Source organism: Shewanella oneidensis MR-1 (assembly GCF_000146165.2).
Classification (GTDB): domain Bacteria; phylum Pseudomonadota; class Gammaproteobacteria; order Enterobacterales; family Shewanellaceae; genus Shewanella; species Shewanella oneidensis.
Genome location: NC_004347.2, coordinates 4,686,919 through 4,710,157, shown reverse-complemented (window position 1 = coordinate 4,710,157; position 23,239 = coordinate 4,686,919). Strand labels below are relative to the sequence as shown.

Annotated in this window: 16 protein-coding genes, 1 tRNA gene, 3 rRNA genes and 1 pseudogene; 9 read left to right on the top strand and 12 right to left on the bottom strand. The window is 48.5% G+C overall.

Translation table 11 applies throughout. The features are described from left to right. Window positions 1–13: 13 nt before the first annotated feature. From SO_RS20985 to SO_RS20930, 12 genes are all read right to left on the bottom strand, one after another. On the bottom strand, window positions 14–997 hold the full coding sequence (locus SO_RS20985) for a formate dehydrogenase subunit gamma (protein ID WP_011074134.1): 984 nt from the start codon (window positions 995–997) through the stop codon (window positions 14–16). A 76-nt stretch (window positions 998–1,073) separates the two neighbouring features. Next, complete coding sequence (fdh3B, locus tag SO_RS20980; RefSeq protein WP_011074133.1) at window positions 1,074–1,643, bottom strand: formate dehydrogenase FDH3 subunit beta; 570 nt, start codon at window positions 1,641–1,643, stop codon at window positions 1,074–1,076. A gap of 29 nt (window positions 1,644–1,672) precedes the next feature. Further along, a complete protein-coding gene (locus SO_RS20975; RefSeq protein ID WP_011074132.1) occupies window positions 1,673–4,525 on the bottom strand; it encodes a molybdopterin-dependent oxidoreductase in 2,853 nt (950 codons plus the stop codon). 17 nt (window positions 4,526–4,542) lie between these two features. Then, window positions 4,543–4,743, bottom strand: coding sequence for a twin-arginine translocation signal domain-containing protein (locus SO_RS20970; protein WP_011074131.1), 201 nt, complete (start codon window positions 4,741–4,743; stop codon window positions 4,543–4,545). Window positions 4,744–5,122: 379 nt separating this feature from the next. Continuing rightward, window positions 5,123–6,151 (bottom strand): formate dehydrogenase subunit gamma, encoded by a 1,029-nt coding sequence (locus tag SO_RS20965; protein WP_011074130.1) that lies wholly within the window; start codon window positions 6,149–6,151, stop codon window positions 5,123–5,125. A 49-nt stretch (window positions 6,152–6,200) separates the two neighbouring features. Next, window positions 6,201–6,797: a formate dehydrogenase FDH3 subunit beta gene (fdh3B, locus tag SO_RS20960; RefSeq protein ID WP_011074129.1), complete on the bottom strand. Its 597-nt coding sequence runs from the start codon at window positions 6,795–6,797 to the stop codon at window positions 6,201–6,203. 26 nt (window positions 6,798–6,823) lie between these two features. Further along, window positions 6,824–9,673, bottom strand: coding sequence for a molybdopterin-dependent oxidoreductase (locus SO_RS20955; RefSeq protein WP_011074128.1), 2,850 nt, complete (start codon window positions 9,671–9,673; stop codon window positions 6,824–6,826). 17 nt (window positions 9,674–9,690) lie between these two features. Further along, on the bottom strand, window positions 9,691–9,888 hold the full coding sequence (locus SO_RS20950; protein WP_011074127.1) for a twin-arginine translocation signal domain-containing protein: 198 nt from the start codon (window positions 9,886–9,888) through the stop codon (window positions 9,691–9,693). 162 nt (window positions 9,889–10,050) lie between these two features. After that, a complete protein-coding gene (locus SO_RS20945) occupies window positions 10,051–10,728 on the bottom strand; it encodes a TorD/DmsD family molecular chaperone (RefSeq protein ID WP_011074126.1) in 678 nt (225 codons plus the stop codon). A 10-nt stretch (window positions 10,729–10,738) separates the two neighbouring features. Next, the gene (locus tag SO_RS20940; protein ID WP_164925937.1) at window positions 10,739–12,400 is read right to left on the bottom strand and encodes a 4Fe-4S binding protein; all 1,662 of its coding nucleotides are present in this window, start codon (window positions 12,398–12,400) and stop codon (window positions 10,739–10,741) included. Between the two features lie 185 nt (window positions 12,401–12,585). Next, the gene (locus SO_RS20935) at window positions 12,586–13,242 is read right to left on the bottom strand and encodes a DUF3306 domain-containing protein (protein ID WP_011074124.1); all 657 of its coding nucleotides are present in this window, start codon (window positions 13,240–13,242) and stop codon (window positions 12,586–12,588) included. After that, window positions 13,242–13,706, bottom strand: a complete 465-nt coding sequence (locus SO_RS20930; protein ID WP_011074123.1) for a DUF3305 domain-containing protein — start codon at window positions 13,704–13,706, stop codon at window positions 13,242–13,244. The genes SO_RS20935 and SO_RS20930 overlap by 1 nt, the downstream gene beginning before the upstream one ends. A gap of 295 nt (window positions 13,707–14,001) precedes the next feature. On the opposite strand from SO_RS20930, the gene SO_RS20925 reads away from it, so the two are divergent. From SO_RS20925 to SO_RS20885, 9 genes and pseudogenes are all read left to right on the top strand, one after another. Further along, window positions 14,002–14,898 (top strand): formate dehydrogenase accessory sulfurtransferase FdhD, encoded by an 897-nt coding sequence (locus tag SO_RS20925; protein WP_011074122.1) that lies wholly within the window; start codon window positions 14,002–14,004, stop codon window positions 14,896–14,898. A gap of 57 nt (window positions 14,899–14,955) precedes the next feature. Then, a complete protein-coding gene (locus SO_RS20920; protein WP_011074121.1) occupies window positions 14,956–15,861 on the top strand; it encodes a helix-turn-helix transcriptional regulator in 906 nt (301 codons plus the stop codon). A 772-nt stretch (window positions 15,862–16,633) separates the two neighbouring features. Further along, window positions 16,634–18,176, top strand: a 16S ribosomal RNA gene (locus SO_RS20915). Window positions 18,177–18,487: 311 nt separating this feature from the next. Then, window positions 18,488–21,380 (top strand): 23S ribosomal RNA (locus SO_RS20910). Window positions 21,381–21,585: 205 nt separating this feature from the next. Beyond that, window positions 21,586–21,701: ribosomal RNA gene (rrf, locus tag SO_RS20905) — 5S ribosomal RNA — on the top strand. The 16S, 23S and 5S rRNA genes sit together here with 1 tRNA gene alongside, the layout of an rRNA operon. A 36-nt stretch (window positions 21,702–21,737) precedes the next feature. After that, a tRNA-Asp gene (locus SO_RS20900) sits at window positions 21,738–21,814 on the top strand. A gap of 283 nt (window positions 21,815–22,097) precedes the next feature. Continuing rightward, a complete protein-coding gene (locus tag SO_RS23585; protein ID WP_164925797.1) occupies window positions 22,098–22,553 on the top strand; it encodes a winged helix-turn-helix domain-containing protein in 456 nt (151 codons plus the stop codon). Continuing rightward, window positions 22,456–22,824 (top strand): transposase, encoded by a 369-nt coding sequence (locus SO_RS23580; protein ID WP_164925936.1) that lies wholly within the window; start codon window positions 22,456–22,458, stop codon window positions 22,822–22,824. The genes SO_RS23585 and SO_RS23580 overlap by 98 nt, the downstream gene beginning before the upstream one ends. Next, window positions 22,805–23,218, top strand: a pseudogene (locus SO_RS20885) (hypothetical protein); the annotation flags it as partial. The gene SO_RS23580 and the pseudogene SO_RS20885, both read left to right, overlap by 20 nt. Between the last annotated feature and the right edge of the window lie 21 nt (window positions 23,219–23,239).

Below are 23,239 nucleotides of genomic sequence, written 5' to 3'. Positions count from 1 at the left end.
TTATCAGAGTATGTTACTCTTTATATTGTAACGTGCCGTTGGCTTTGATTTCATCAAACCATAGATTGTGATGCTGGCTTGCCCAGTTTTCATCGCAATAACCAGACACCATACACTCCATACCACCTTCTGACATGACAGTTGCCATAAAGATGTGCACGATAGAGAAAGCGCAGATCACGATGGCACTAACAGAGTGCAATACCAGCGCGATTAAGCTTAAGGTGCGGCTTGGCTCGAACAGGTTTGGGAACAGTAACAACATACCTGATGCTGAAATGATCAACCCGAACAGGGCAAAGGCCCAGAACCACATTTTTTCGCCGGCGTTAGCAAAGCCTGCGTCAGGGTGCTTACCTTTGAATGGGCCGAAGTTGATGTAACCACCAACGACCATAAACCACTTCACATCGTACATTTTGGGTAGCTGGTTTTTCGCCCATAGGGTGATCATCAGTGCCCAACCGATCATGAAAGGAATGGCCATCACGTCGTGGACTTGTTTGGCACCATAGACTAAGCCTGCCCAGAAACCCTCACCCAACCAAGGTTGGAAGAAGAAGCGTCCAGCGAGCAATACCAAGCCTGTTAAAATTAATAACAAACAAGGGATTGCACCTAACCAGTGGATTGAAACGTCAAACTTAGACCAGCGATATACCATCTTGCCTGAAAAACCATGGTGTAGCTTGGAGATGCCGTTCACCTTGATAAATAAGACAAAGATAATGATCATACCAAATAGCGCCGCCATTAGAGCGGGTGCTAACCAGTCGCTACGCAGTTCCAGCACGCGCAGATCATAGGTATTGATCGGCTGCGCATGGAACTCACTTTGGGAGGCAGTGTATCCCGTGGCGCCATCCTTCAGCTGTGCCCAAATTTGGGCATCAGCGGCTTGAGGTTGGATCGCCTGTCCATCACCACCATTGGCTAGACACACGGCACTAAATAGCAGTGCTATGGCTAAACCTATGTGTTTGAACCATTTGTTCATCATACATCCTCTCTCACTTAGTGGCGCCTGCCAGCAGGCGCCAAGCTAAGTCTGTGGACAGATCCTGTGACCTGAATTAATTCCAAGCCGCGTTTTTAGCACCACGGTAAGCCACGCGCTCACGGAAGATGTTAGAAACAACTTCAGCATCACCAGCGAGCAGGGCTTTAGTGGCACATAGTTCTGCACACATTGGTAGTTTGCCTTCAGCAATACGGTTTGAACCGTACTTCTGGCGCTCTGCCTCTGAGTGAGTTTCTTCTGGGCCGCCAGCACAGAAGGTACATTTGTCCATCTTGCCGCGGTTACCAAAGGCCCCTTTTTGTGGGAACTGTGGTGCGCCAAAAGGACAGGCATACAAACAATAACCACAACCAATACAGGTATCTTTGTCGTGCAGTACGATGCCATCTTCGGTTTTGTAGAAGCAGTTTGCTGGGCAAACAGCCATACAAGGCGCGTCTGAACAATGCATACAAGCGACAGAGATTGACGCTTCACCGGGTTTACCATCATTGATGGTCACGACGCGGCGGCGTTGGATACCCCATTCGAGCGCGGAGTCGTTTTCGTTTTTACAAGCAGTGACACAACCGTTACATTCGATGCAGCGCTTGGTATCACACAAAAATTTCATTGTAGCCATAGTGGCAATTCTCCTAGCTTAAGCTGCACTTATGCTTTAACGATCTGACAGAGCGACGCTTTGGTTTCCTGCATTTGGGTCACAGGGTCATAACCATAGGTCAGTGCCGTGTTACAGGATTCACCGATAACGTAAGGCACAGTGCCTTCTGGATAGTTAGCCGCTAAACTTTCTCCGTGCATCACACCCGCAAAGTGGTATGGCATAAAGGTTACACCCGGTGCTACGCGTGGCGTCACCATGGCTTGTACCTTGATACGACCGCCTTCAGCACCTTCTACCCATACAAACTCACCGTTGCGGATAGCTCGGTCAGCAGCGTCAGCAGGGCTGATCTCAATGAACATTTCCTGTTGAAGCTCAGCCAGCCATGGGTTACAACGAGATTCTTCACCACCACCTTCGTATTCCACTAAACGACCAGAGGTCATGACTAATGGATATTTACCGCTTAAGTCGTTCTCTTGGAGCGTCTTATACAGTGTTGGTAGACGATGTACTTGCATATCGTCATAGGTTGGGTATTTAGCCACTAAGTCACGGCGGGCTGTATAAATTGGCTCGCGGTGTACAGGGGCTTGGTCTGGGAAAGTCCAAACAATACAACGGGCTTTCGCATTACCAAACGGAATACAACCGTGCTTGATCGCCACGCGCACAATGCCGCCTGACAAATCAGTTTTCCAGTTTTTACCTTCTGCAGCCGCTTTTTCTTCTGCAGTCAGATCATCCCACCAACCGAGTTGCTTAAGCAGTTTGTCAGAGAATTCTGGGTAACCGTCTTGGATTTCAGCGCCCTTAGAGAAGGTGCCTTCCGCCAGTAGGTTTTTACCATTGTATTCAACGCCGTAACGGGCACGGAAGTTACCGCCGCCGTCTTTAACGTGCTTGTCTTGGTTATACAGAATTTGGGTACCAGGGTGCTTGGCTTCTGGTGTGCCCCAACATGGCCAAGGTAAGCCATAGGTTTCACCTTTACATGGACCACCTGCAGCTTCAAGCGTCTTGTTGCTAAAGGTACCCCAGTTTTGGGTGTGCTGTTTGATACGCTCTGGGCTTTGACCGGTGTAACCGATAGTCCACATACCGCGGTTGATTTCGCGAGAGATATCTTCAACCACTGGCATATTGCCTGCGATGTTCCAGCGCTTAGCCCATTGCTCAGAAATGCCCACTTTTTTCGCAAGCATGTACATAATTTCGATATCGTTTTTAGATTCGAATAGCGGCTGAATCACCTGCTCACGCCACTGAATTGAACGGCCTGAGTTAGATACTGCGCCAGAGGCTTCAAATTGAGTACAGGCTGGTAACAGGTACACGCCGTTTTTACGGCTGTGCATGATACCTGCGATGGTTGGGAATGGATCCACGACCACAACCGTATCTAATTTATCTAAGGCATCGCGGACATCACGTTGGCGGGTGCCAGTGTTAACCGATTGTCCCCAGAAGAAAGCCATGCGGATATTGTCTTTCTGTGCCAGTTTATCTTTTTCTAATAACACGCCGTCAAACCAGCGAGAACATGGCATACCAGGTGTGGTCATTGGCTCACGACCAAGGTAGGTTCCGTGATCGAAGCGACTCTTCATCCACTCCATATCCAGTTCCCACACGTTAGTCCAATGTTCCCATGCCGCAGTAGTCAGACCGTAGTAACCTGGTAAGTTATCAAATAGCAGACCTAAGTCCGTTGCTGCTTGAACGTTATCGTGACCACGGAAAATGTTAGTACCGCCGCCAGATACGCCCATGTTGCCTAAGGCTAATTGCAGAATACAGTATGCGCGGGTGTTAGCGTTACCAACGTGATGCTGAGTACCACCCATACACCAAATAACGGTACCTGGACGGTTTTCTGCCATCAGTTTCGCGGCTTGATAAACCACTTCTTCGCTTACGCCTGTGATATTCGCCACTTCTTTAGGTGGGAATTTTTTCACTTCTGCACGGATGGTTTCCATCTCGAATACGCGGTGTTGGATAAAGGTTTTATCTTCCCAACCGTTTTCGAAAATGTGCCATAACATACCGTAAATAAACGGAATATCGGTACCTGGACGAATCGCGCAGTGCAGATCTGAGTGTGCTGCAGTACGAGAGAAACGAGGATCAACGACGATGATTTTCGCGTTGTTTTTCTCTTTGGCGATCAGAATATGTTGCATAGAAACTGGATGCGCTTCCGCAGGGTTTGCACCGATCAGGAAGATGGCATTGGCATTCTGAATGTCGTTGAAAGAGTTAGTTTGCGCACCGTAGCCCCAAGTGTTAGCAACACCAGCTACCGTGGTAGAGTGACAAATACGAGCAGAGTGGTCGACGTTGTTGGTGCCCCACATGGCCGCCAGTTTGCGGTATGCATAACAACCTTCGTTAGAGAACTTCGCACTACCCATAAAGTACACAGAGTCTGGGCCTGATTCTTTACGAATGTTGAGCATTTGGTCGCCCACTTCGTTAATCGCGTCTTCCCAAGAGATTTTTTTCCACTTGCCATCAACCAATTTCATTGGGTATTTCAGGCGTTTTTCACCGTGGCCGTGTTCACGTAGCGCAGCACCTTTAGCACAGTGGCCACCGGCATTGAATGGGTGATCGAATGCAGGCTCTTGACCTGTCCACACACCGTTTTGTACTTCGGCATACAGACCACAACCGACAGCACACGCACTACAAATAGTACGTTTGATCTCGATTGGAGCATCATATGGCACATCTTTGGCTTCTGCGCGGCGCATCATGCCAGTACCCATTAAAGAAGCGGCGGCGATACCACCTGTAGCAATACCTGCTTGCTTCATAAATTGACGACGGCTAATACCTAACGTCGGTTTGTTGGCCACTTGGGCGACATCGGACTTGCGAGTTAACTTCATCGCTGACTTCTCCTAGATTAGCTACGCAGGCTATCGTAATAGCTGATAATGTGCGCAGTTTCGTGGTAACCCTTAGGCTCTTTAGTTGTTACCTTGCTGCTCTCGCTGGCTTGGGCTGCACTGATGCCGGTAGCGGCAATTGCTGCGCCGGCTACGCTGCCAACGGTGAGTGCTTTAAGCAAAGAACGGCGAGATAAATCGCTAGGTTGTTGCTTCATGCTGACTCCTGAAATAGGGGTTATGGTTTTTGGGACGGCGCGACTTTTCGAGGAGATGGTGCTTGTTATCAAAAAGTGAAGATTAGAGGTGAAAAAGATAATTAAATCATCTTGCTTGCCGTTAATCATCGCGCGTGACGGCAATATAGTAGGAAAAAATTGAGTAGGATTTGATCTAGAACAGTTTGCGACTACAGAAGGTGACGCGCATGTCCAAAAGCGTTAACTTGCTCATGGTTTGGCTATTCGGTTGAGATGGCAAAACAGTGCCGTGTTTATTGGGATATTAATCACTTGTTAATAATGTGTTTTTTTGTTTTTGGGTAAAAAAACACCCCGCAGTGCGAGGTGTTTTATCGGGTTTAGCATATCGCTTTAGTTAGTCTTTATAACGCAAGCTGCCGTTGGCTTTGATTTCGTCATACCACAAATTGTGATGCTGGATTGCCCAGTTTTCATCACAATAGCCTGACTTCATGCACTCCATACCGCCTTCGCTGAGCACGGTCGCCATCCAGATATGCACAATCGTAAAGGCTATTAGGATAACGGCACTGATCGAGTGGATCAGCAGCGCGGCCATTGAGGCTTCACGGGGCAGGTCTAAGCCGGGGAGCACTAACATGATGCCTGAAACACTGATAAACAGCCCGAATAGGGTCAGTGTCCAGAACCACATTTTTTCACCAGCGTTAGCAAAACCACTGTCAGGGTGCTTACCTTTGAATGGACCAAAGTTGATGTAGCCACCGACCACTAAGAACCATTTAAGATCATACATCTTAAAGGTTTGTAGCGGCATCCATTTCACCACGCAGACAATCCACGACACGATAAAGATAGGGCCTGCCCAGTCGTGCACGGTTTTACTGCCATAGATCAGCGGTGCCCAGATATCCGGCCCGAGCAGTTCTTGCACTACATGCTTACCGAGCATAATAGTTAAGCCGGTAAACATCAGCACAAGACAGCTAATTGCCATGATCCAGTGGATCCATAAATCCGCCTTTGACCAACGTACAACCATTTTGCCTGAAAAGCCGTGGCTGAGTTTTGAGGGGCCATTCACCAAATAAAACAGTAAGAAAACGCCAAACACACCCGTAACCGCAAGGGCCATAATCGGGGTGATATATTGATTTCTCAGTTCTTTACCTTGGTTGCCGGCAACGTTAATCAACACTCCAGCTTCGACGCCTTCGGCCGTGGTGTAGCCAGTTTCACCTGACTTTACCGCGCGCCACAGATCGGCTTCGCTGGTTTGCGCTTTCGCCTGTTGTTGGCTCGATTGCTGATCACTTGCCTGTACTGGGCTTGCGCTCATTACTGAGCCTAGTCCCAATCCCATCACGAGTACCATCAGAGCAAACAGACTGCGCAGTGATTTGTTTAACTGTTTGTTTAACATTTTCACTCCTTGCCAGAGGTTAGGGATGACTCCCTAACCTTCACTCTGCTTAGTTAATCTCACCGGTCTTGGGGTTGTAGCCCCAAATCACGTTAGGATTGCCTCGAGAGGCCATACGTTGACGGTAGATGTTTGATACCACTTCCGCATCACCCGCAAGCAGTGCTTTGGTTGCACAAAGCTCTGCACACATGGGTAGCTTGCCTTCGGCAATACGGTTTGCACCGTATTTCTTATGCTCGGCTTCGGAGAAGGTTTCTTCTGGGCCACCGGCACAGAAAGTACACTTATCCATTTTACCGCGGCTACCGAAGGCAGTTTTCTTCGGAAATTGTGGTGCACCAAACGGACAGGCATAGAAGCAGTAACCACAACCGATACAGGTATCTTTGTTATGCAGCACAATGCCATCGTCAGTACGGTAGAAACAATCTGCCGGACATACGGCCATGCAAGGAGCGTCGGTACAGTGCATACATGCTACTGAAATGGATGCTTCACCTGGTTGACCATCGTTAATTGTCACCACGCGGCGACGTTGAATACCCCACTCTAGTGCAGAGTCGTTTTCGTTTTTACATGCTGTGACGCAGCCGTTACACTCGATGCAGCGTTTGGTGTCACATAGAAATTTCATGACTGCCATAATGGCTTATCTCCTCATCAAGTAGGTTAGGCTTTGCTTATTTGGCAGAGGCTGGACTTAGTTTCTTGCATCTGAGTCACAACGTCATAGCCATAAGTTAAAATGGTGTTTGCTGATTCGCCTATCACGTAAGGCACTGTGCCTTCAGGATAATTTTTCGCAAGGCTTTCACCTTCAAATACCCCTGCGAAGTGGTACGGCATAAAACATTCACCCGGAACAACCCGTGGTGTCACCATTGCCTTCACTGTGATCTTGGCGCCTTCAGGGCTATGAACAAAGACATTGTCACCGTCACGGATACCACGGTCAGCAGCGTCTGCCGGGCTTATTTCGATAAACATTTCTTGTTGTAGCTCAGCTAACCAAGGGTTAGAGCGAGTTTCTTCACCACCGCCTTCGTATTCCACTAAACGACCCGATGTGAGCGCCAGTGGGAAGTCTTTGGCAAAGTCCTTGTCCTGAATGGACTTATAAAGCGTCGGTAGACGTGCAACCATACGGTCTTCGTAGGTTGGGTACTTAGCGACTAAGTCTCGACGAGGAGTGTAAAGTGGTTCGCGGTGCAGCGGGATATCATCGGGGAAATTCCATACCACCGCGCGGGCCTTACCATTGCCATAGGGAATACAGCCATGCTTAATGACAACACGTTGAATACCGCCAGAAATATCTGTTTTCCAGTTTTTTCCTTCAGCGTATTTTTTCTCGTCTTCGGTTAAATCATCCCACCAACCCAATTGCTTGAGCATGTCAGCGGTAAATTCAGGATAACCATCTTGGATTTCACTACCCGCAGAGTAAGCTTCTTCTGAAAGAAGATTGACGCCATTTCGCTCGACACCAAAGCGGGCGCGGAAAGAGCCACCACCGTCTTTAACATGCTTTGTTTCGTTATACAAAATGTGGGAGCCAGGGTGTTTCATCTCTGGCGTACCCCAGCATGGCCAAGGCAAACCATAGGTCTCACCTTTGGCTGGGCCACCAGGTGCTTCTAAGCTATCAACATTAAATGTGCCCCAGTTTTCTTGGTGCATTTTTAAACGCTCAGGGCTTTGACCTGTGTAGCCAATTGTCCACATACCTCTGTTGTATTCACGGACAATATCTTCAATCAGCGGTTCTTCACCATTGACCTTAATATGCTTGAATAGCTCTTTATCAATCCCCACCTTTTTAGCAAGTTTGCACATAATCACGTGATCTGGCAGTGATTCAAACAGTGGCTCAATCACTTTAGAGCGCCATTGAATTGAGCGGTTAGTTGCAGAGACTGAGCCATAGGTTTCAAATTGGGTCGCAGCAGGTAACAGATACACACCATCTTTACGTTGGTGCATTACACCAGCCATGGTTGGGAATGGGTCGACAACTACCACTGTATCCATTTTATCCAATGCTTGACGTACTTCGCGGCCACGAGTTTCGGTGTTGACCGATTGGCCCCAGAAGAACGCTAAACGGATATTATCCTTCTGTGCGATCTTGGTTTTATCTTCCAGTACACCATCGTGCCAGCGAGAACATGGGATCCCAGGAGAGGTTTGGGGAGACTGACCTAAGTACTCACCTTGATCAAAACGGCTTGTGACCCACTTAGGATCTAAGTCCCATACGTTTGCCCAGTGAGCCCAGGAACCAGACGTTAAACCGAAGTAGCCGGGTAAGTCGTCAAACGATAGGCCAAAGTCTGAAGCGCCTTGGACGTTATCGTGACCACGAAAAATGTTAGTGCCACCACCTGTAACACCCATGTTGCCCAGCGCTAACTGTAAAATACAGTACGAGCGGGTGTTAGCGTTGCCAACGTGGTGTTGAGTGCCACCCATGCACCATACAATGCTACCGGGTTTCGTTTCAGCCATCATCTTAGCGACGCGATACATTTGTGCCTTAGGCGCGCCCACCACGTTTTCAACTTCTTCTGGAGTATACTTTTTCACTTCTTCGCGGATACGTTCCATGCCGTAAACGCGGCGCTTGATAAAGTCTTTATCTTCCCAGCCATTTTCAAAAATGTGCCATAACAGGCCATAGATAAACGGAATATCGGTACCTGGGCGGATATGCACGTACTCGTCAGATTTCGCTGCAGTACGGGTGAAACGAGGATCAACTACGATAATTTTGGCGCCGCGCTCTTTAGCTACCAAAATGTGTTGCATAGCGACAGGGTGCGCTTCACTGGGGTTAGAACCAACAAATAAGATACATTTTGAGTGGCGAATATCGTTAACTGAGTTGGTTTGCGCACCGTAGCCCCATGTGTTTGCAACACCGGCTACTGTGGTAGAGTGACAAATGCGGGCTGAGTGGTCGACGTTGTTTGTGCCCCACAGTGCCGCGAATTTGCGATATAAATAAGCCTGTTCGTTAGAAAACTTAGCACTACCCATAAAGTAGATAGAGTCAGGACCTGATTCTTGACGAATCGCCATCATTTTATCGCCTACTTCATTGATGGCCTGATCCCAAGAGATCTTCTTCCACTTGCCGCCTTCTAATTTCATTGGGTATTTAAGGCGTTTTTCACCATGGCCGTGTTCACGCAGCGCAGCCCCTTTAGCACAGTGACCGCCTTGGTTGAAGGGGTGGTCAAATGCAGGTTCTTGGCCTGTCCACACGCCATTTTGCACTTCTGCATACACACCACAACCTACTGAGCAGTGAGAGCAAATGGTACGCTTGACTTCAGTTGGCGCATTGTGGGGGATATCTTTAGCTTCTGCTTTACGCATCATGCCTGTGCCAAGCATTGAAGCCGCAGCAATACCACCCGTGGCAAGACCTGCGGATTTTAAAAATTGGCGACGATTGAGACCGAGGGCGGGCACTTTGGGCTCGACAACTGGGTCTGTTTTGCGGGTTAATCGCATCACACACACTCCTCTGGTTAGTTGTTCAACGACGCATAGTAATTACGGATATGGTCGGTTTCGCGATAGTTGTCACTCTTAGGTTCGCTTGGGGCAACAGTGGGTGTGGCAGCCAATGCTTGGCTACTCACCGTCGCGACCGCGCCAGCCGCACTGCCAAGAGCCAATGCTTTGAGCAGTTGACGACGGCCCATGTCGGAAGCTTGCTTCTTCATAGTGTCTCCTTGTGTTACTGAGTGAGGTGATTTGTAGCCAGACCACCTCGGTTACTGTGGAAGCTTAAGCTTCCTTTTTGTGGCAAAGGTGAACTTTAAGCCCACCTTTGCCTATCAAACTTATATGCGGTAGGCATGCAGATGCTCATCGCAAGTTGCCTTTTAGTTCATTAATTCCGCTTGTTTTTTTACATCACTTGCAGCGGGCTGTAGCTCTGCACTGCCAGGACAATTAACGGGAATATCTAAACTGAGTTGTTCAAACTCGGCGGCTTCCATCTTGAAAAATGCTTTCGCAAGCTCTGCGACTGTGGCATAAAAGGCGGCGCTTGGTGCTTTAGCTAAATTGTCACAGAAGCGTTGGATCCAACTGCCCATATGGCGTTGGTAAAATGCCAGTTGGCGATAGCCTGGGGCTTCAAGGATCAATGTGCCCATGACTTCGCACAGCGCAGCCACATGATCTTCAGGCTCTTTAACGTTTTCTTCGCGCTCAAAACCGAGTTGCATCAAGTCTTGGCGCAGCAGAGCCAGTGGCTTATCCATTAATGAACCTGTCATAAACCAACTGCCATAGGGCAGGATCTCGCCGCAACCTACGCCGAGGAATAACGCAAAATATTCATCCTCTAATTGTTCACTGGTGAACTGTTTTGCCGCCAGTTGCAGAGATAACCAAGCCTTGGTCATCTCATTGTCTTCATTGGCATCGATTTCAAGATTGGCCAAAAATTGCAGCAGCTCAAGGCTAGGATGGCGACGCAATAGGGCGGCCAACAGTTGATAGATATCGGCTCTCAACTGATCGTTTTCTGATACTTGTCTTACTGATTCGGTCATAGCGGATCTCTTATCGCAGTTGCTTTTCAGGATCTTGAAGAATGTCTTCAAACATGTCTTTTACCCGGCAGTCGCCGCACATTTTCAAGCGTTCAATATTGGCTGAAAATGCACTGTGCGCGCCGACCATATCCAGCATCCGATGCACCATAGATTGGGTCGCAAAAGGAGAGCCGCAGCGAATACATTCGAAGGGGGCTTCTTCTTTCAGGGTGTGTTGTTGCTGACGAGCAGCTTTATCAAAGTTAATTTGTGGTGTGAGACTGATGACCTTTTCAGGGCAAGCAGACTCGCATAGGCCACACTGCACACAGTTTTGCTCAATAAAGTGTAGTGCAGGTTTGTCGCCACCATCTTGTAATGCCATGGTCGGGCAAATCGCCACGCAGGACATACAGAGAGTGCATTTTTCGACATTGACACTGACTTTGCCGTAGGGAACGTTGTTGATACTTAAACAAGTATTGATTTCGCCCGCTTGGCTGTTCAGATGGTCAATCGCTTCAAACAAGGTGTTACGTTTAGTGGATGAAGCAAAGGCCCCGGGCACTATCACTGGCCAATCAAGGCTAATGTCGAGCACGGATGCTAAATTGGCCAGCATACTTGGGTCGATAAGACTGAGCCGCTGAGGCTGACCCATTTCATCTAATATGCTGTTTGCTAAGGCAAGTTCACCTTTCAGCATTTGCGTGAGCGTGGGGGCCGTCGCCTCAGTATTGAGAACTAACACTTGGCGGGCGCCCCAAGCCAATGCCGCTAACCAATGGTCGATACTGGCAACGGTGATTTCTTCAAGGGCGACTGGTAATACATCCCCCGCTAAGTCGTCGTTGATAAAGCCAGCGCCAACCGCGTTGTCGTGAAATAGGATCACGGGTGCAGTTTGGGCCTGCTCGCGGTAACGACTAATCATTTTATTCAGGTAAGAATGTAGAGCCTGCGGTGTTGGCAAATCGTAACTAATGGCTCCCGTTGGACAGGTGCTCGCACAGCTTCCGGCGCCATGGCACAGGTAAGGATCAACCTCAATTTTCTTCGCGACGCTGCTAATCGCATCTGCTGGACAGAAGTTGAGGCAACGGTTACAGCCGTTGATACCATTGCGGTCATGGGCACAAAGATCAGCATTAATTTTGACATAGCGAGGTTTATCAAACTTGCCAACAAGTTCAGGCAGTTGCTCCAGCGCTTCGGCAAGCTTCGCTTCGTCTTGGCCGACATAGAAATAACCCGGTGGTAGCATTTCAAGATTTAAGCAAGGGGTGCTGCTTAAATCGAGTACCATGTCAAAATGCGGTTTACGAATCGCCACCAGACTCAGCTCCGCGGCGCCATTTTGATGCTCAACGCTAACTTGGAATTGACCTAAAAATCCTTTAATGCCAATGAGTTTGTTGTAGTAGCTTTCGACATTCGTCGCCGCTGCCATCACGCGCTCAAGGTGTGTTTCGTCTTGGCTGGTAATGGCTTCGTTAGCCAAAATCACTCGACTCGCCATAGTGGACAATTTGTCCGCAGCGAGGCGTGCAAGATCCTCTGGACCGATAATTAGCACTGTTCCTTCAGTGGTATAACTCACTGTTGGTGGGATCAGATTCTGTAAAATCTGCGTTTGGGCTAACACATTTTGCCGCGCTTGTTTTAGCGCAAGCTGGGTTTGATTGGTCATCAAATGAGTGCTCACATTGCGTTCCTGAACAGTACTTTGGCTGCTCTATTAAAGCTGTTTTGCTGCAGATTTGGGCGGTGGTGTGACACTAAGTTATTGCCTTTTCTGCTTTTATCTAAGTTTTATTCCTTAGTACAGCAATTCACATACCAAAGTTGTGGACATAAAAATTAGCTAAACTGACGTTAAACAACTGGCTTTTGCATCTGAGCTAACGGCTCTGGTGCATTTTGGGGTAGGTCATCAGCCTCCCCATCCAAATTGTCCGCAATCTGCGAGGTAGCTAATTGGGTTTCGACATCACTGTTTTTTGATTCTATTGTATTTTCTGCGCTCATCACCGCATCCTCTGGCCTTGAGGTCGGATCTTCGTCTGACTCTTCATTGTCTTTGGTGATAAAGCGGAATACTTTTTGGGCTAACTCGGCGGATACCTCGGGTGTCAGCTTAGGCTGATTGCTGTAGTCGAGCGCATATTCCAAAAGACCATCTATCTCATTGAAATGCGGTTGTTTCCACAAGGCTCGTAGCGCTGCTGTTTTAGCTGCGGGGTCAACATTTGCGCCCATAAATTTAGCGAAACTGCCGCCAATCTCAATCTCGTTTGGATTGGGTAGATCCTCTGCGGTGAGGATGCGATTAGGATCTTCATCAGGTTGAGTGAGCGAAGCTTGGGATTCTTGCACAGCGACAGGCTCTAGTGTGACCTCTTCAGCCTTGTCTTCAGTGAGTTCCTCTGCCGTTGTTTGCGTTTTTACTGCCTTGTCTTCAGCTGCCACTTGCTCACGACGTTGGCTCCAACGGCTAAAAAAACCGTTTGCCTTCGGGGTTGAATCTGCCATTAGTCCCTCCGCAATGGGTCGTGGCTAGGGCCTTGATTTTTACGGTGATCGACATGCTTACGACGATAAGCAGCGATTTCAACTTCACCGTATTGGGTGATAAAGGCTTCAATCCAGCAGGCGATTGCTTCAGGCATAAGTATATTAATAACTGGAGTGTTACCTTCAAGGCAGCCTGCGGCAACATTTTGATCTGCCGAAAGTAACGCGGGTACCCAAGTACCGTCAGCCATCTCATCGCAGACTAAGAACAACATGGTATTGTCCATATCGAGGTTGATGCGGTAACTGGCGCGTTCATCCTTATGCAATTCGAGCAGTACTAGGGTTGCGCCTTCTGGGGCTTCGTGGGTTGCGGGAAGCAGATGATCGATTTCCCATTGTACTGAGGTCCAACGGCCTATTTGTTTCTCTACTTTTTTGAGGGAAACATACATAGGCCAAACACTAGTGGTATGTTGCATTGTCTCTCCGTTTCAGCCGTTAGGGGGAACCTTGGCTCGCAGCTCTCATTCCCCTGCTTCTCGTGATAAAAGGTCTCTGCAATATTAATGCCATTAAATGGGGTGAATTAGTTTGAAGTGGATCATCAAAATAGGGGTGAAAGCGAGACATTTTGTCTGAGTGGACATTTTGTCTGGGACATTTCGGCTCAGCGAAATATTTAGGATTGCGACGGATCACGCATTTTATCCTGAGTTTCATACCTAGGTATAAATATTGCTATGCTGGGGCCATCACTCGTAAAGCGGTAACAGTATGATTTCTGATAACAGTTCGAATATTGCTCAGCAGACTCAGCCCAAGGACAGCCCTTCGCAGCCCAAGCGAAGCTTTACCTTCGTTAAAACTCAGGCTGAAGTGCCACTCACTATTGCTGTTAAAGCGGTGGATGAGACGGGAGAGGTGATTGATAAGCATGTTGCCTGTGAGCGCCCTTTAACGGTTTACCTTAACTGGCGCCCGATTGTGACCTTGATGACATTAGGGGCTAAGCCTGAGTCACTAGCGCTTGGTTATCTTAAAAATCAGGGGTTTATTTCTGATGTTAGCCAATTAGAGTCAGTGATTGTTGATTGGGGTGTCAATTCTGCAGCGGTATTAACCCGTGAGCAAACTGCTGATATTGATAAAAAATTATCAGAAAAAACCGTGACTTCAGGTTGTGGGCAAGGGACAGTCTATGGCAGTTTTATGCAGGATTTAGAGGGTATTCAGCTCCCGAGACCAAGCCTTAAACAAAGTACGCTCTACAGTTTGCTCAAAAACATCAATGAATATAATGATACCTACAAAAATGCGGGTGCTGTTCACGGCTGTGGTGTCTGTGAGGCCGACCAAATCCTCGCCTTTGTAGAAGATGTTGGGCGTCATAACGCGGTGGACACTTTAGCTGGTGATATGTGGTTAGCTCAGGATAGAGGTGATAACAAAATCTTCTACACCACGGGTCGGCTAACCTCAGAGATGGTGATTAAGGTCGCCAAAATGGGGATCCCTGTATTGCTGTCGCGTAGTGGTGTGACGCAAATGGGTTTAGAACTTGCGCAAAATCTTGGCATTACCATTATTGCCCGAGCGAAAGGACGCCACTTTTTGGTCTATCACGGTAGTGAAAATCTCGAATTTGATGTGAATACCAGTCCAAGCAAATAACAACCTTAATAATGGTAACTATTGGACTCATAAGAGATAGGAATACAAGGGTAAAAGATGACATCCGCAAGTGAATTGATTTACATGAGCGCTAAGCAGGTTGCTGAGTATTTGGATCTTAATGAGAAGAAAGTCTACGCGATGGCGAACGACCGGATTTTGCCAGCAACTAAGATCACAGGTAAATGGTTATTCCCTAAGGTACTGATTGATCGTTGGGTGATGGATTCCTGCCACAGCGGCATGTTAACTGACCGACTATTGATCACCGGTAGTGACGATCCTTTGCTGTCTATGTTAGTGGCTCGCTTAATGGCGCAGGTCGGTAGTCGCGAGCTGATCAGCTACAGTGCCACTGGTTCACGTTTGGGGTTGGAGTTATTGGCAAAGGGCTATGCTGACGTGTGTACTTTGCACTGGGGGAGTATGGAAGATAGAAATATCCGTCATCCGGCGCTGCTTAAAGGTTATAACAATCATCAACAATGGATAATGGTTCATGGTTACTCCCGTCAACAAGGCTTGATCATGCGTCCCGATATGCACCACGGATGCCAAGAAGAGGATAAAGTCCTCACCTTGCCGTGGCGCTGGGTGAGTCGCCAAGGCGGTGCGGGGAGTCAGCAACATTTAGAACAGTGGTTATTAAAGCATGGGGCACGTTTAGATCAGCTCAATGTTGTGCTCACTGCTTATAGCGAGCGCGAGCTCGCTGGCTATATTGCTCGCGGAGATGCCGATATTGGTTTTGGTTGTCAGTCTGTTGCTTTAGAGAGTGGTTTAAGTTTTGTTCCACTGATAAAGGAGTCCTTCGACTTTGTTATGCCGCAAAGTATTTACTTCCGCAGGCAACTACAACAGTTGTTTACTATGTTAAGTAGTGGACATACGCGGCAAATGGCGGCCCTTTTAGGAGGGTATGATCTTACCGATTGTGGACAGCTTCTGTGGAGTGCAAGTTAAGTACCTATATAAGTACATATATAGTGCATCGCGTTACGCTACTTTATATCTCAATAAGTATAAAGTAGCGACTGACAGCAATTGTCCTCATCTTGCTTGATAATGCAGAACTCCTCAGTTATTCCTTCTTCTATCAGTAGCACTCACTCGTTTACTTAATTAAAGGCTAGCTGTTAGGTTTATTTTGCGTATAAATTCAGTTTTGTGGATAACTTTGGGTATAACAAGTGCGTAGGTTGTGCCTAGCTTGGGTGTAAAAATCTATTTGAAAAATAATCATAAAAACCTGCAAAAAGCGCTTGCACAAAAAGTTCTGCTGCCTATAATGCGCATCCACTGACACGGCAGGCAGCGAAAGCGGATGCGGTTTCGGTGTGAATCGAATGCAAAATGTGCAGTTGATTCGAAAGCCTCAAGAAGTTTGTAAAAACGCCTTGACGCGACAAGGGAAATGCGTAGAATACGCAGCCCTAGCCAACTGGAAGCGTTAATCGCCCAGTGTGGTGCTCAGGTTCTCTGATGAGACTGAGATGCTCTTTAACAATCTAAACAAGAAATCTGTGTGGACACTCACAGGTGTTGAGTTAATCGAAATTACTCTGCCGTTTGGCGAGTAATCAAAGAATTAAATCAATGATTCCAAATCACTTCGGTGATGAGTGTTCATAGCAATATGTACATAATTTTGGTTTCGCTTTCTTCTCTTTATGAAGAGATGGCGGAAACAAATGACAGAATTCATTGAGCTGTTTCTTCGGAAACAACAAAACTTTAATTGAAGAGTTTGATCATGGCTCAGATTGAACGCTGGCGGCAGGCCTAACACATGCAAGTCGAGCGGCAGCACAAGTGAGTTTACTCATGAGGTGGCGAGCGGCGGACGGGTGAGTAATGCCTAGGGATCTGCCCAGTCGAGGGGGATAACAGTTGGAAACGACTGCTAATACCGCATACGCCCTACGGGGGAAAGAGGGGGACTTTCGGGCCTCTCGCGATTGGATGAACCTAGGTGGGATTAGCTAGTTGGTGAGGTAATGGCTCACCAAGGCGACGATCCCTAGCTGTTCTGAGAGGATGATCAGCCACACTGGGACTGAGACACGGCCCAGACTCCTACGGGAGGCAGCAGTGGGGAATATTGCACAATGGGGGAAACCCTGATGCAGCCATGCCGCGTGTGTGAAGAAGGCCTTCGGGTTGTAAAGCACTTTCAGTAGGGAGGAAAGGGTAAGTCCTAATACGGCTTATCTGTGACGTTACCTACAGAAGAAGGACCGGCTAACTCCGTGCCAGCAGCCGCGGTAATACGGAGGGTCCGAGCGTTAATCGGAATTACTGGGCGTAAAGCGTGCGCAGGCGGTTTGTTAAGCGAGATGTGAAAGCCCTGGGCTCAACCTAGGAATCGCATTTCGAACTGACCAACTAGAGTCTTGTAGAGGGGGGTAGAATTCCAGGTGTAGCGGTGAAATGCGTAGAGATCTGGAGGAATACCGGTGGCGAAGGCGGCCCCCTGGACAAAGACTGACGCTCATGCACGAAAGCGTGGGGAGCAAACAGGATTAGATACCCTGGTAGTCCACGCCGTAAACGATGTCTACTCGGAGTTTGGTGTCTTGAACACTGGGCTCTCAAGCTAACGCATTAAGTAGACCGCCTGGGGAGTACGGCCGCAAGGTTAAAACTCAAATGAATTGACGGGGGCCCGCACAAGCGGTGGAGCATGTGGTTTAATTCGATGCAACGCGAAGAACCTTACCTACTCTTGACATCCACGGAAGACTGCAGAGATGCGGTTGTGCCTTCGGGAACCGTGAGACAGGTGCTGCATGGCTGTCGTCAGCTCGTGTTGTGAAATGTTGGGTTAAGTCCCGCAACGAGCGCAACCCCTATCCTTATTTGCCAGCACGTAATGGTGGGAACTCTAGGGAGACTGCCGGTGATAAACCGGAGGAAGGTGGGGACGACGTCAAGTCATCATGGCCCTTACGAGTAGGGCTACACACGTGCTACAATGGCGAGTACAGAGGGTTGCAAAGCCGCGAGGTGGAGCTAATCTCACAAAGCTCGTCGTAGTCCGGATTGGAGTCTGCAACTCGACTCCATGAAGTCGGAATCGCTAGTAATCGTGGATCAGAATGCCACGGTGAATACGTTCCCGGGCCTTGTACACACCGCCCGTCACACCATGGGAGTGGGCTGCAAAAGAAGTGGGTAGCTTAACCTTCGGGGGGGCGCTCACCACTTTGTGGTTCATGACTGGGGTGAAGTCGTAACAAGGTAGCCCTAGGGGAACCTGGGGCTGGATCACCTCCTTACCTATACGACTAACTCGATGTTTGCTGAGTGTTCACACAGATGGCTTGTTGAACTTCCTGTAAGGGAAGGGAGAGCGACATGCACCGCGAGCCGGTAAGCATTGTTCTTTAACAATTTGGAAAGCTGATAGTAATTAACACAATGATGTCTGTCGTTGTGTTAATACGAAAAAAATTGAGTTCTTAACACACTTTTTAAGTGTCTTGAATATTCAAGTCTAAGGCGAGTCCATCTTCTTGGTCGAAGATGAGACAAGTAAAACCAGCTGGTCGCAACAGCGCAAGTGATGTGAAACTCATTTGGGTTGTATGGTTAAGCGACTAAGCGTATACGGTGGATGCCTTGGCAGTCAGAGGCGATGAAGGACGTAGTAACTTGCGAAAAGCGTTGGCGAGCTAGTAACAAGCATTTGAGCTAACGATGTCCGAATGGGGGAACCCGGCCGCATAAGCGGTCATCATGTGGTGAATACATAGCGACATGAGGCAAACGAGGGGAACTGAAACATCTAAGTACCCTTAGGAAAAGAAATCAACCGAGATTCCCCTAGTAGCGGCGAGCGAACGGGGATTAGCCCTTAAGTCAGAGGGGTGTTAGTGGAATGGTCTGGAAAGTCCAGCGGCACAGGGTGATAGCCCCGTACACGAAAACTAACCTTTGATGAAAACGAGTAAGGCGGGACACGTGATATCCTGTTTGAATATGGGGGGACCATCCTCCAAGGCTAAATACTCCTGACTGACCGATAGTGAACCAGTACCGTGAGGGAAAGGCGAAAAGAACCCCTGTGAGGGGAGTGAAATAGAACCTGAAACCGTATACGTACAAGCAGTGGGAGCGGTTCTTGAGACCGTGACTGCGTACCTTTTGTATAATGGGTCAGCGACTTACGTTTTGTAGCGAGGTTAAGCGAATAGCGGAGCCGTAGGGAAACCGAGTGTTAACTGCGCGTTTAGTTGCAAGGCGTAGACCCGAAACCCGGTGATCTAGCCATGGGCAGGTTGAAGGTTGAGTAACATCAACTGGAGGACCGAACCGACTAATGTTGAAAAATTAGCGGATGACTTGTGGCTGGGGGTGAAAGGCCAATCAAACCGGGAGATATCTGGTTCTCCTCGAAAGCTATTTAGGTAGCGCCTCGAGCGAATACCATTGGGGGTAGAGCACTGTTAAGGCTAGGGGGTCATCCCGACTTACCAACCCTTTGCAAACTCCGAATACCAATGAGTACTACTCGGGAGACAGACGGCGGGTGCTAACGTCCGTCGTCAAAAGGGAAACAACCCAGACCGTCAGCTAAGGTCCCAAAGTGTATGTTAAGTGGGAAACGATGTGGGAAGGCTTAGACAGCTAGGATGTTGGCTTAGAAGCAGCCATCATTTAAAGAAAGCGTAATAGCTCACTAGTCGAGTCGGCCTGCGCGGAAGATGTAACGGGGCTAAACATACCACCGAAGCTACGGGTGCAATCCATTAGGGTTGCGCGGTAGAGGAGCGTTCTGTAAGCCGTAGAAGGTGAAGGGGTAACCCACACTGGAGGTATCAGAAGTGCGAATGCTGACATGAGTAACGATAAAGGGGGTGAAAAACCCCCTCGCCGAAAGACCAAGGGTTCCTGTCCAACGTTAATCGGGGCAGGGTGAGTCGACCCCTAAGGTGAGGCCGAAAGGCGTAATCGATGGGAAACAGATTAATATTTCTGTACTTTTGCTAACTGCGATGGAGAGACGGAGAAGGCTAGGCTAGCGCGGCGTTGGTAGTCCGCGTTTAAGGTGGTAGGTGGGTGACTTAGGCAAATCCGGGTCACTATACACTGAGAGCTGATGACGAGTCCCCAAGGGGATGAAGTAGTTGATGCCATGCTTCCAGGAAAATCTTCTAAGCTTCAGGTTAGTAGGAATCGTACCCCAAACCGACACAGGTGGTCGGGTAGAGAATACCAAGGCGCTTGAGAGAACTCGGCTGAAGGAACTAGGCAAAATGGTACCGTAACTTCGGGAGAAGGTACGCTCCTGTTGGTGATGAGACTTGCTCTCTAAGCTGACGGGAGTCGCAGATACCAGGTGGCTGCAACTGTTTATCAAAAACACAGCACTGTGCAAACTCGCAAGAGGAAGTATACGGTGTGACGCCTGCCCGGTGCCGGAAGGTTAATTGATTGGGTTATCGCAAGAGAAGCTCATGATCGAAGCCCCGGTAAACGGCGGCCGTAACTATAACGGTCCTAAGGTAGCGAAATTCCTTGTCGGGTAAGTTCCGACCTGCACGAATGGCGTAATGATGGCCACGCTGTCTCCAGCCGAGACTCAGTGAAGTTGAAATTGCGGTGAAGATGCCGTATACCCGCGGCTAGACGGAAAGACCCCGTGAACCTTTACTATAGCTTGGCACTGAACATTGACCCTACATGTGTAGGATAGGTGGGAGACTTTGAAGTTGGAACGCTAGTTCTGATGGAGTCGTCCTTGAAATACCACCCTTGTAGTGTTGATGTTCTAACTTGGCCCCATTATCTGGGGTAAGGACAGTGCCTGGTGGGTAGTTTGACTGGGGCGGTCTCCTCCCAAAGAGTAACGGAGGAGCACGAAGGTTGGCTAAGTACGGTCGGACATCGTACGGTTAGTGCAATGGCATAAGCCAGCTTAACTGCGAGACAGACACGTCGAGCAGGTACGAAAGTAGGTCATAGTGATCCGGTGGTTCTGAATGGAAGGGCCATCGCTCAACGGATAAAAGGTACTCCGGGGATAACAGGCTGATACCGCCCAAGAGTTCATATCGACGGCGGTGTTTGGCACCTCGATGTCGGCTCATCACATCCTGGGGCTGAAGTCGGTCCCAAGGGTATGGCTGTTCGCCATTTAAAGTGGTACGCGAGCTGGGTTCAGAACGTCGTGAGACAGTTCGGTCCCTATCTGCCGTGGGCGTTGGATGATTGAGGGGAGTTGCTCCTAGTACGAGAGGACCGGAGTGAACGAACCGCTGGTGTTCGGGTTGTCATGCCAATGGCATTGCCCGGTAGCTATGTTCGGAATCGATAACCGCTGAAAGCATCTAAGCGGGAAGCGAGCCCCAAGATGAGTCATCCCTTGGACTTTAAGTCCACTAAAGAGCCGTTCGAGACTAGGACGTTGATAGGTCAGGTGTGTAAGCGTTGTGAGGCGTTGAGCTAACTGATACTAATGACTCGAGAGGCTTAACCATACAACCCAGATGGGTTTTACTGAAAATGTTCCAGACATTTTCCAGTACTTCCTCCTTCCCTGGAGGTCGTACAGTACTTAGACGAATACAAACACTTAAGAAGTGATACTCAATACAGCTTTCTAAATTAATAAATAAGACAAGAGTAGGTTCTAGGACCTAGCAGCACGCAGTGCGCTCTCGAGTCTTGTTTATACCGAATTTGCTTGGTGACAATAGCATTGTGGTCCCACCTGATCCCATCCCGAACTCAGAAGTGAAACGCAATCGCGCCGATGGTAGTGTGGGGTCTCCCCATGTGAGAGTAGGTCATCGCCAAGCGCCTAATTTAGCTTAATGTGCAAACGTTAAGTTAAAGGAGCGGTAGTTCAGTTGGTTAGAATACCGGCCTGTCACGCCGGGGGTCGCGGGTTCGAGTCCCGTCCGCTCCGCCAACATTAATGAAGCCCAGGCTATTTAATAGCTTGGGCTTTTTTGTTTTAATCATTTTTTAATTTCAACCCAATTCTTGTGACCGTGACCAATATGTGACCATTTCGTGACACAGAGCTGCGATTGACCGGAGGTCATGCCATGGGCTATTGCTGTGTGATACCATTCCGCATTGAAGTCTGATCTAATAGCAAGCAACCCAACAGCTTAAAATTGGATTATGAAATCTAAAACTGCTGAAAGTCTGCTTAGCCTCTCCAAAAGAGAAAAAATCCGCATAAGCGCATGCGATTGCTCGCGGTATCGCTATTTTTGCAATGCCATAACCGCACTCAGGTGGCAAACCAGTTAAGGGTAGCAAGATTCAGCGTCAACTTATGGGTCTCCAGCTATCTTAAGCAAGGACTGGCAGGACTTGAAGATAAACCACGCCTAGGGAAGAAGCCGTCATTGTCAAATGAGCAAAAAAGGAGACTCGCCAGATACATTGAATTCAAAGCACAATCAGATGAGGGAGGCAGACTCACTGGGGCAGACATCCAGCAATACATCTCGAGTGAGTTTAATGTCGAGTACCATCCCAATCACATCTACAAGCTACTCAAGAGCATGGGATCCTGTTGGATAACCAGCCGCTCCAGGCATCCAAAACAAACTCAGAGCTTACAGGACGCTTTTAAAAAAGTTTCCTCTGGAAACGCTCCTTCACACTCCCATTCATATCCAACCACACCAGATTGATATTGGGTTTCAGGACGAAGCAAGATTCGGCCAGCAAAATACAACGACACGCCTTTGGGCCCCCAAAGGCAGTAGACCAAGAGCGCTAAAACAGCAGCAGTTTGAATATGTGCACCTCTTCGGCGCAGTCTGTCCTGCAACAGGAGAAACTGAAGCCATCATCACACCATTCGCCAATAAGGACATCATGCACCAGCACCTGGAGCTAATTGCAAAACGCACCAAACCTGGCCACCATGCAGTCGTGGTAATGGCAGGGCAATGCCGCTAAGGCAAGTGACACCCCTAGACAAGTGACGGTCAATGGATTTTGCTCCCATGATCAGCGCCAGTTGATCCTCTCCGTAAGTGTCGGTACGCACGCTCCCTACAGCGAGACATGGTGGTTTCGCGAACAAGGCGAGCAAGTGCTGTTAACTTATTACGACGGTGTCTCGCAGGAAAAGCAGCAAGTCTTTATTTTATATCAACAAAATGGCGATTATTCTCTGCTGGGTGAGGGAGTCGTGAATGCACGCGCCGCTTTAATTCAACTGTTATTCGAAGCAAAATCGCCCCAAGGCGCATGGCAGTGGACGCAAAACATTCAATATTTAGACGATGATATCGACCGCTATCAGCTCTTTCGTGGGATAGAAATGACACCTGTCGCGCCATCGCATTAAGTCGACTTATTCATACTCGAT

What these genes read in the sequence shown, in the direction of transcription:
- SO_RS20985 (WP_011074134.1), bottom strand. Translation starts at nt 997, where the DNA reads ATGAACAAATGGTTCAAACACATAGGTTTAGCCATAGCACTGCTATTT.
- fdh3B (WP_011074133.1), bottom strand. Translation starts at nt 1,643, where the DNA reads ATGGCTACAATGAAATTTTTGTGTGATACCAAGCGCTGCATCGAATGT.
- SO_RS20975 (WP_011074132.1), bottom strand. Translation starts at nt 4,525, where the DNA reads ATGAAGTTAACTCGCAAGTCCGATGTCGCCCAAGTGGCCAACAAACCG.
- SO_RS20970 (WP_011074131.1), bottom strand. Translation starts at nt 4,743, where the DNA reads ATGAAGCAACAACCTAGCGATTTATCTCGCCGTTCTTTGCTTAAAGCA.
- SO_RS20965 (WP_011074130.1), bottom strand. Translation starts at nt 6,151, where the DNA reads ATGTTAAACAAACAGTTAAACAAATCACTGCGCAGTCTGTTTGCTCTG.
- fdh3B (WP_011074129.1), bottom strand. Translation starts at nt 6,797, where the DNA reads ATGGCAGTCATGAAATTTCTATGTGACACCAAACGCTGCATCGAGTGT.
- SO_RS20955 (WP_011074128.1), bottom strand. Translation starts at nt 9,673, where the DNA reads ATGCGATTAACCCGCAAAACAGACCCAGTTGTCGAGCCCAAAGTGCCC.
- SO_RS20950 (WP_011074127.1), bottom strand. Translation starts at nt 9,888, where the DNA reads ATGAAGAAGCAAGCTTCCGACATGGGCCGTCGTCAACTGCTCAAAGCA.
- SO_RS20945 (WP_011074126.1), bottom strand. Translation starts at nt 10,728, where the DNA reads ATGACCGAATCAGTAAGACAAGTATCAGAAAACGATCAGTTGAGAGCC.
- SO_RS20940 (WP_164925937.1), bottom strand. Translation starts at nt 12,400, where the DNA reads ATGACCAATCAAACCCAGCTTGCGCTAAAACAAGCGCGGCAAAATGTG.
- SO_RS20935 (WP_011074124.1), bottom strand. Translation starts at nt 13,242, where the DNA reads ATGGCAGATTCAACCCCGAAGGCAAACGGTTTTTTTAGCCGTTGGAGC.
- SO_RS20930 (WP_011074123.1), bottom strand. Translation starts at nt 13,706, where the DNA reads ATGCAACATACCACTAGTGTTTGGCCTATGTATGTTTCCCTCAAAAAA.
- SO_RS20925 (WP_011074122.1), top strand. Translation starts at nt 14,002, where the DNA reads ATGATTTCTGATAACAGTTCGAATATTGCTCAGCAGACTCAGCCCAAG.
- SO_RS20920 (WP_011074121.1), top strand. Translation starts at nt 14,956, where the DNA reads ATGACATCCGCAAGTGAATTGATTTACATGAGCGCTAAGCAGGTTGCT.
- SO_RS23585 (WP_164925797.1), top strand. Translation starts at nt 22,098, where the DNA reads ATGCGATTGCTCGCGGTATCGCTATTTTTGCAATGCCATAACCGCACT.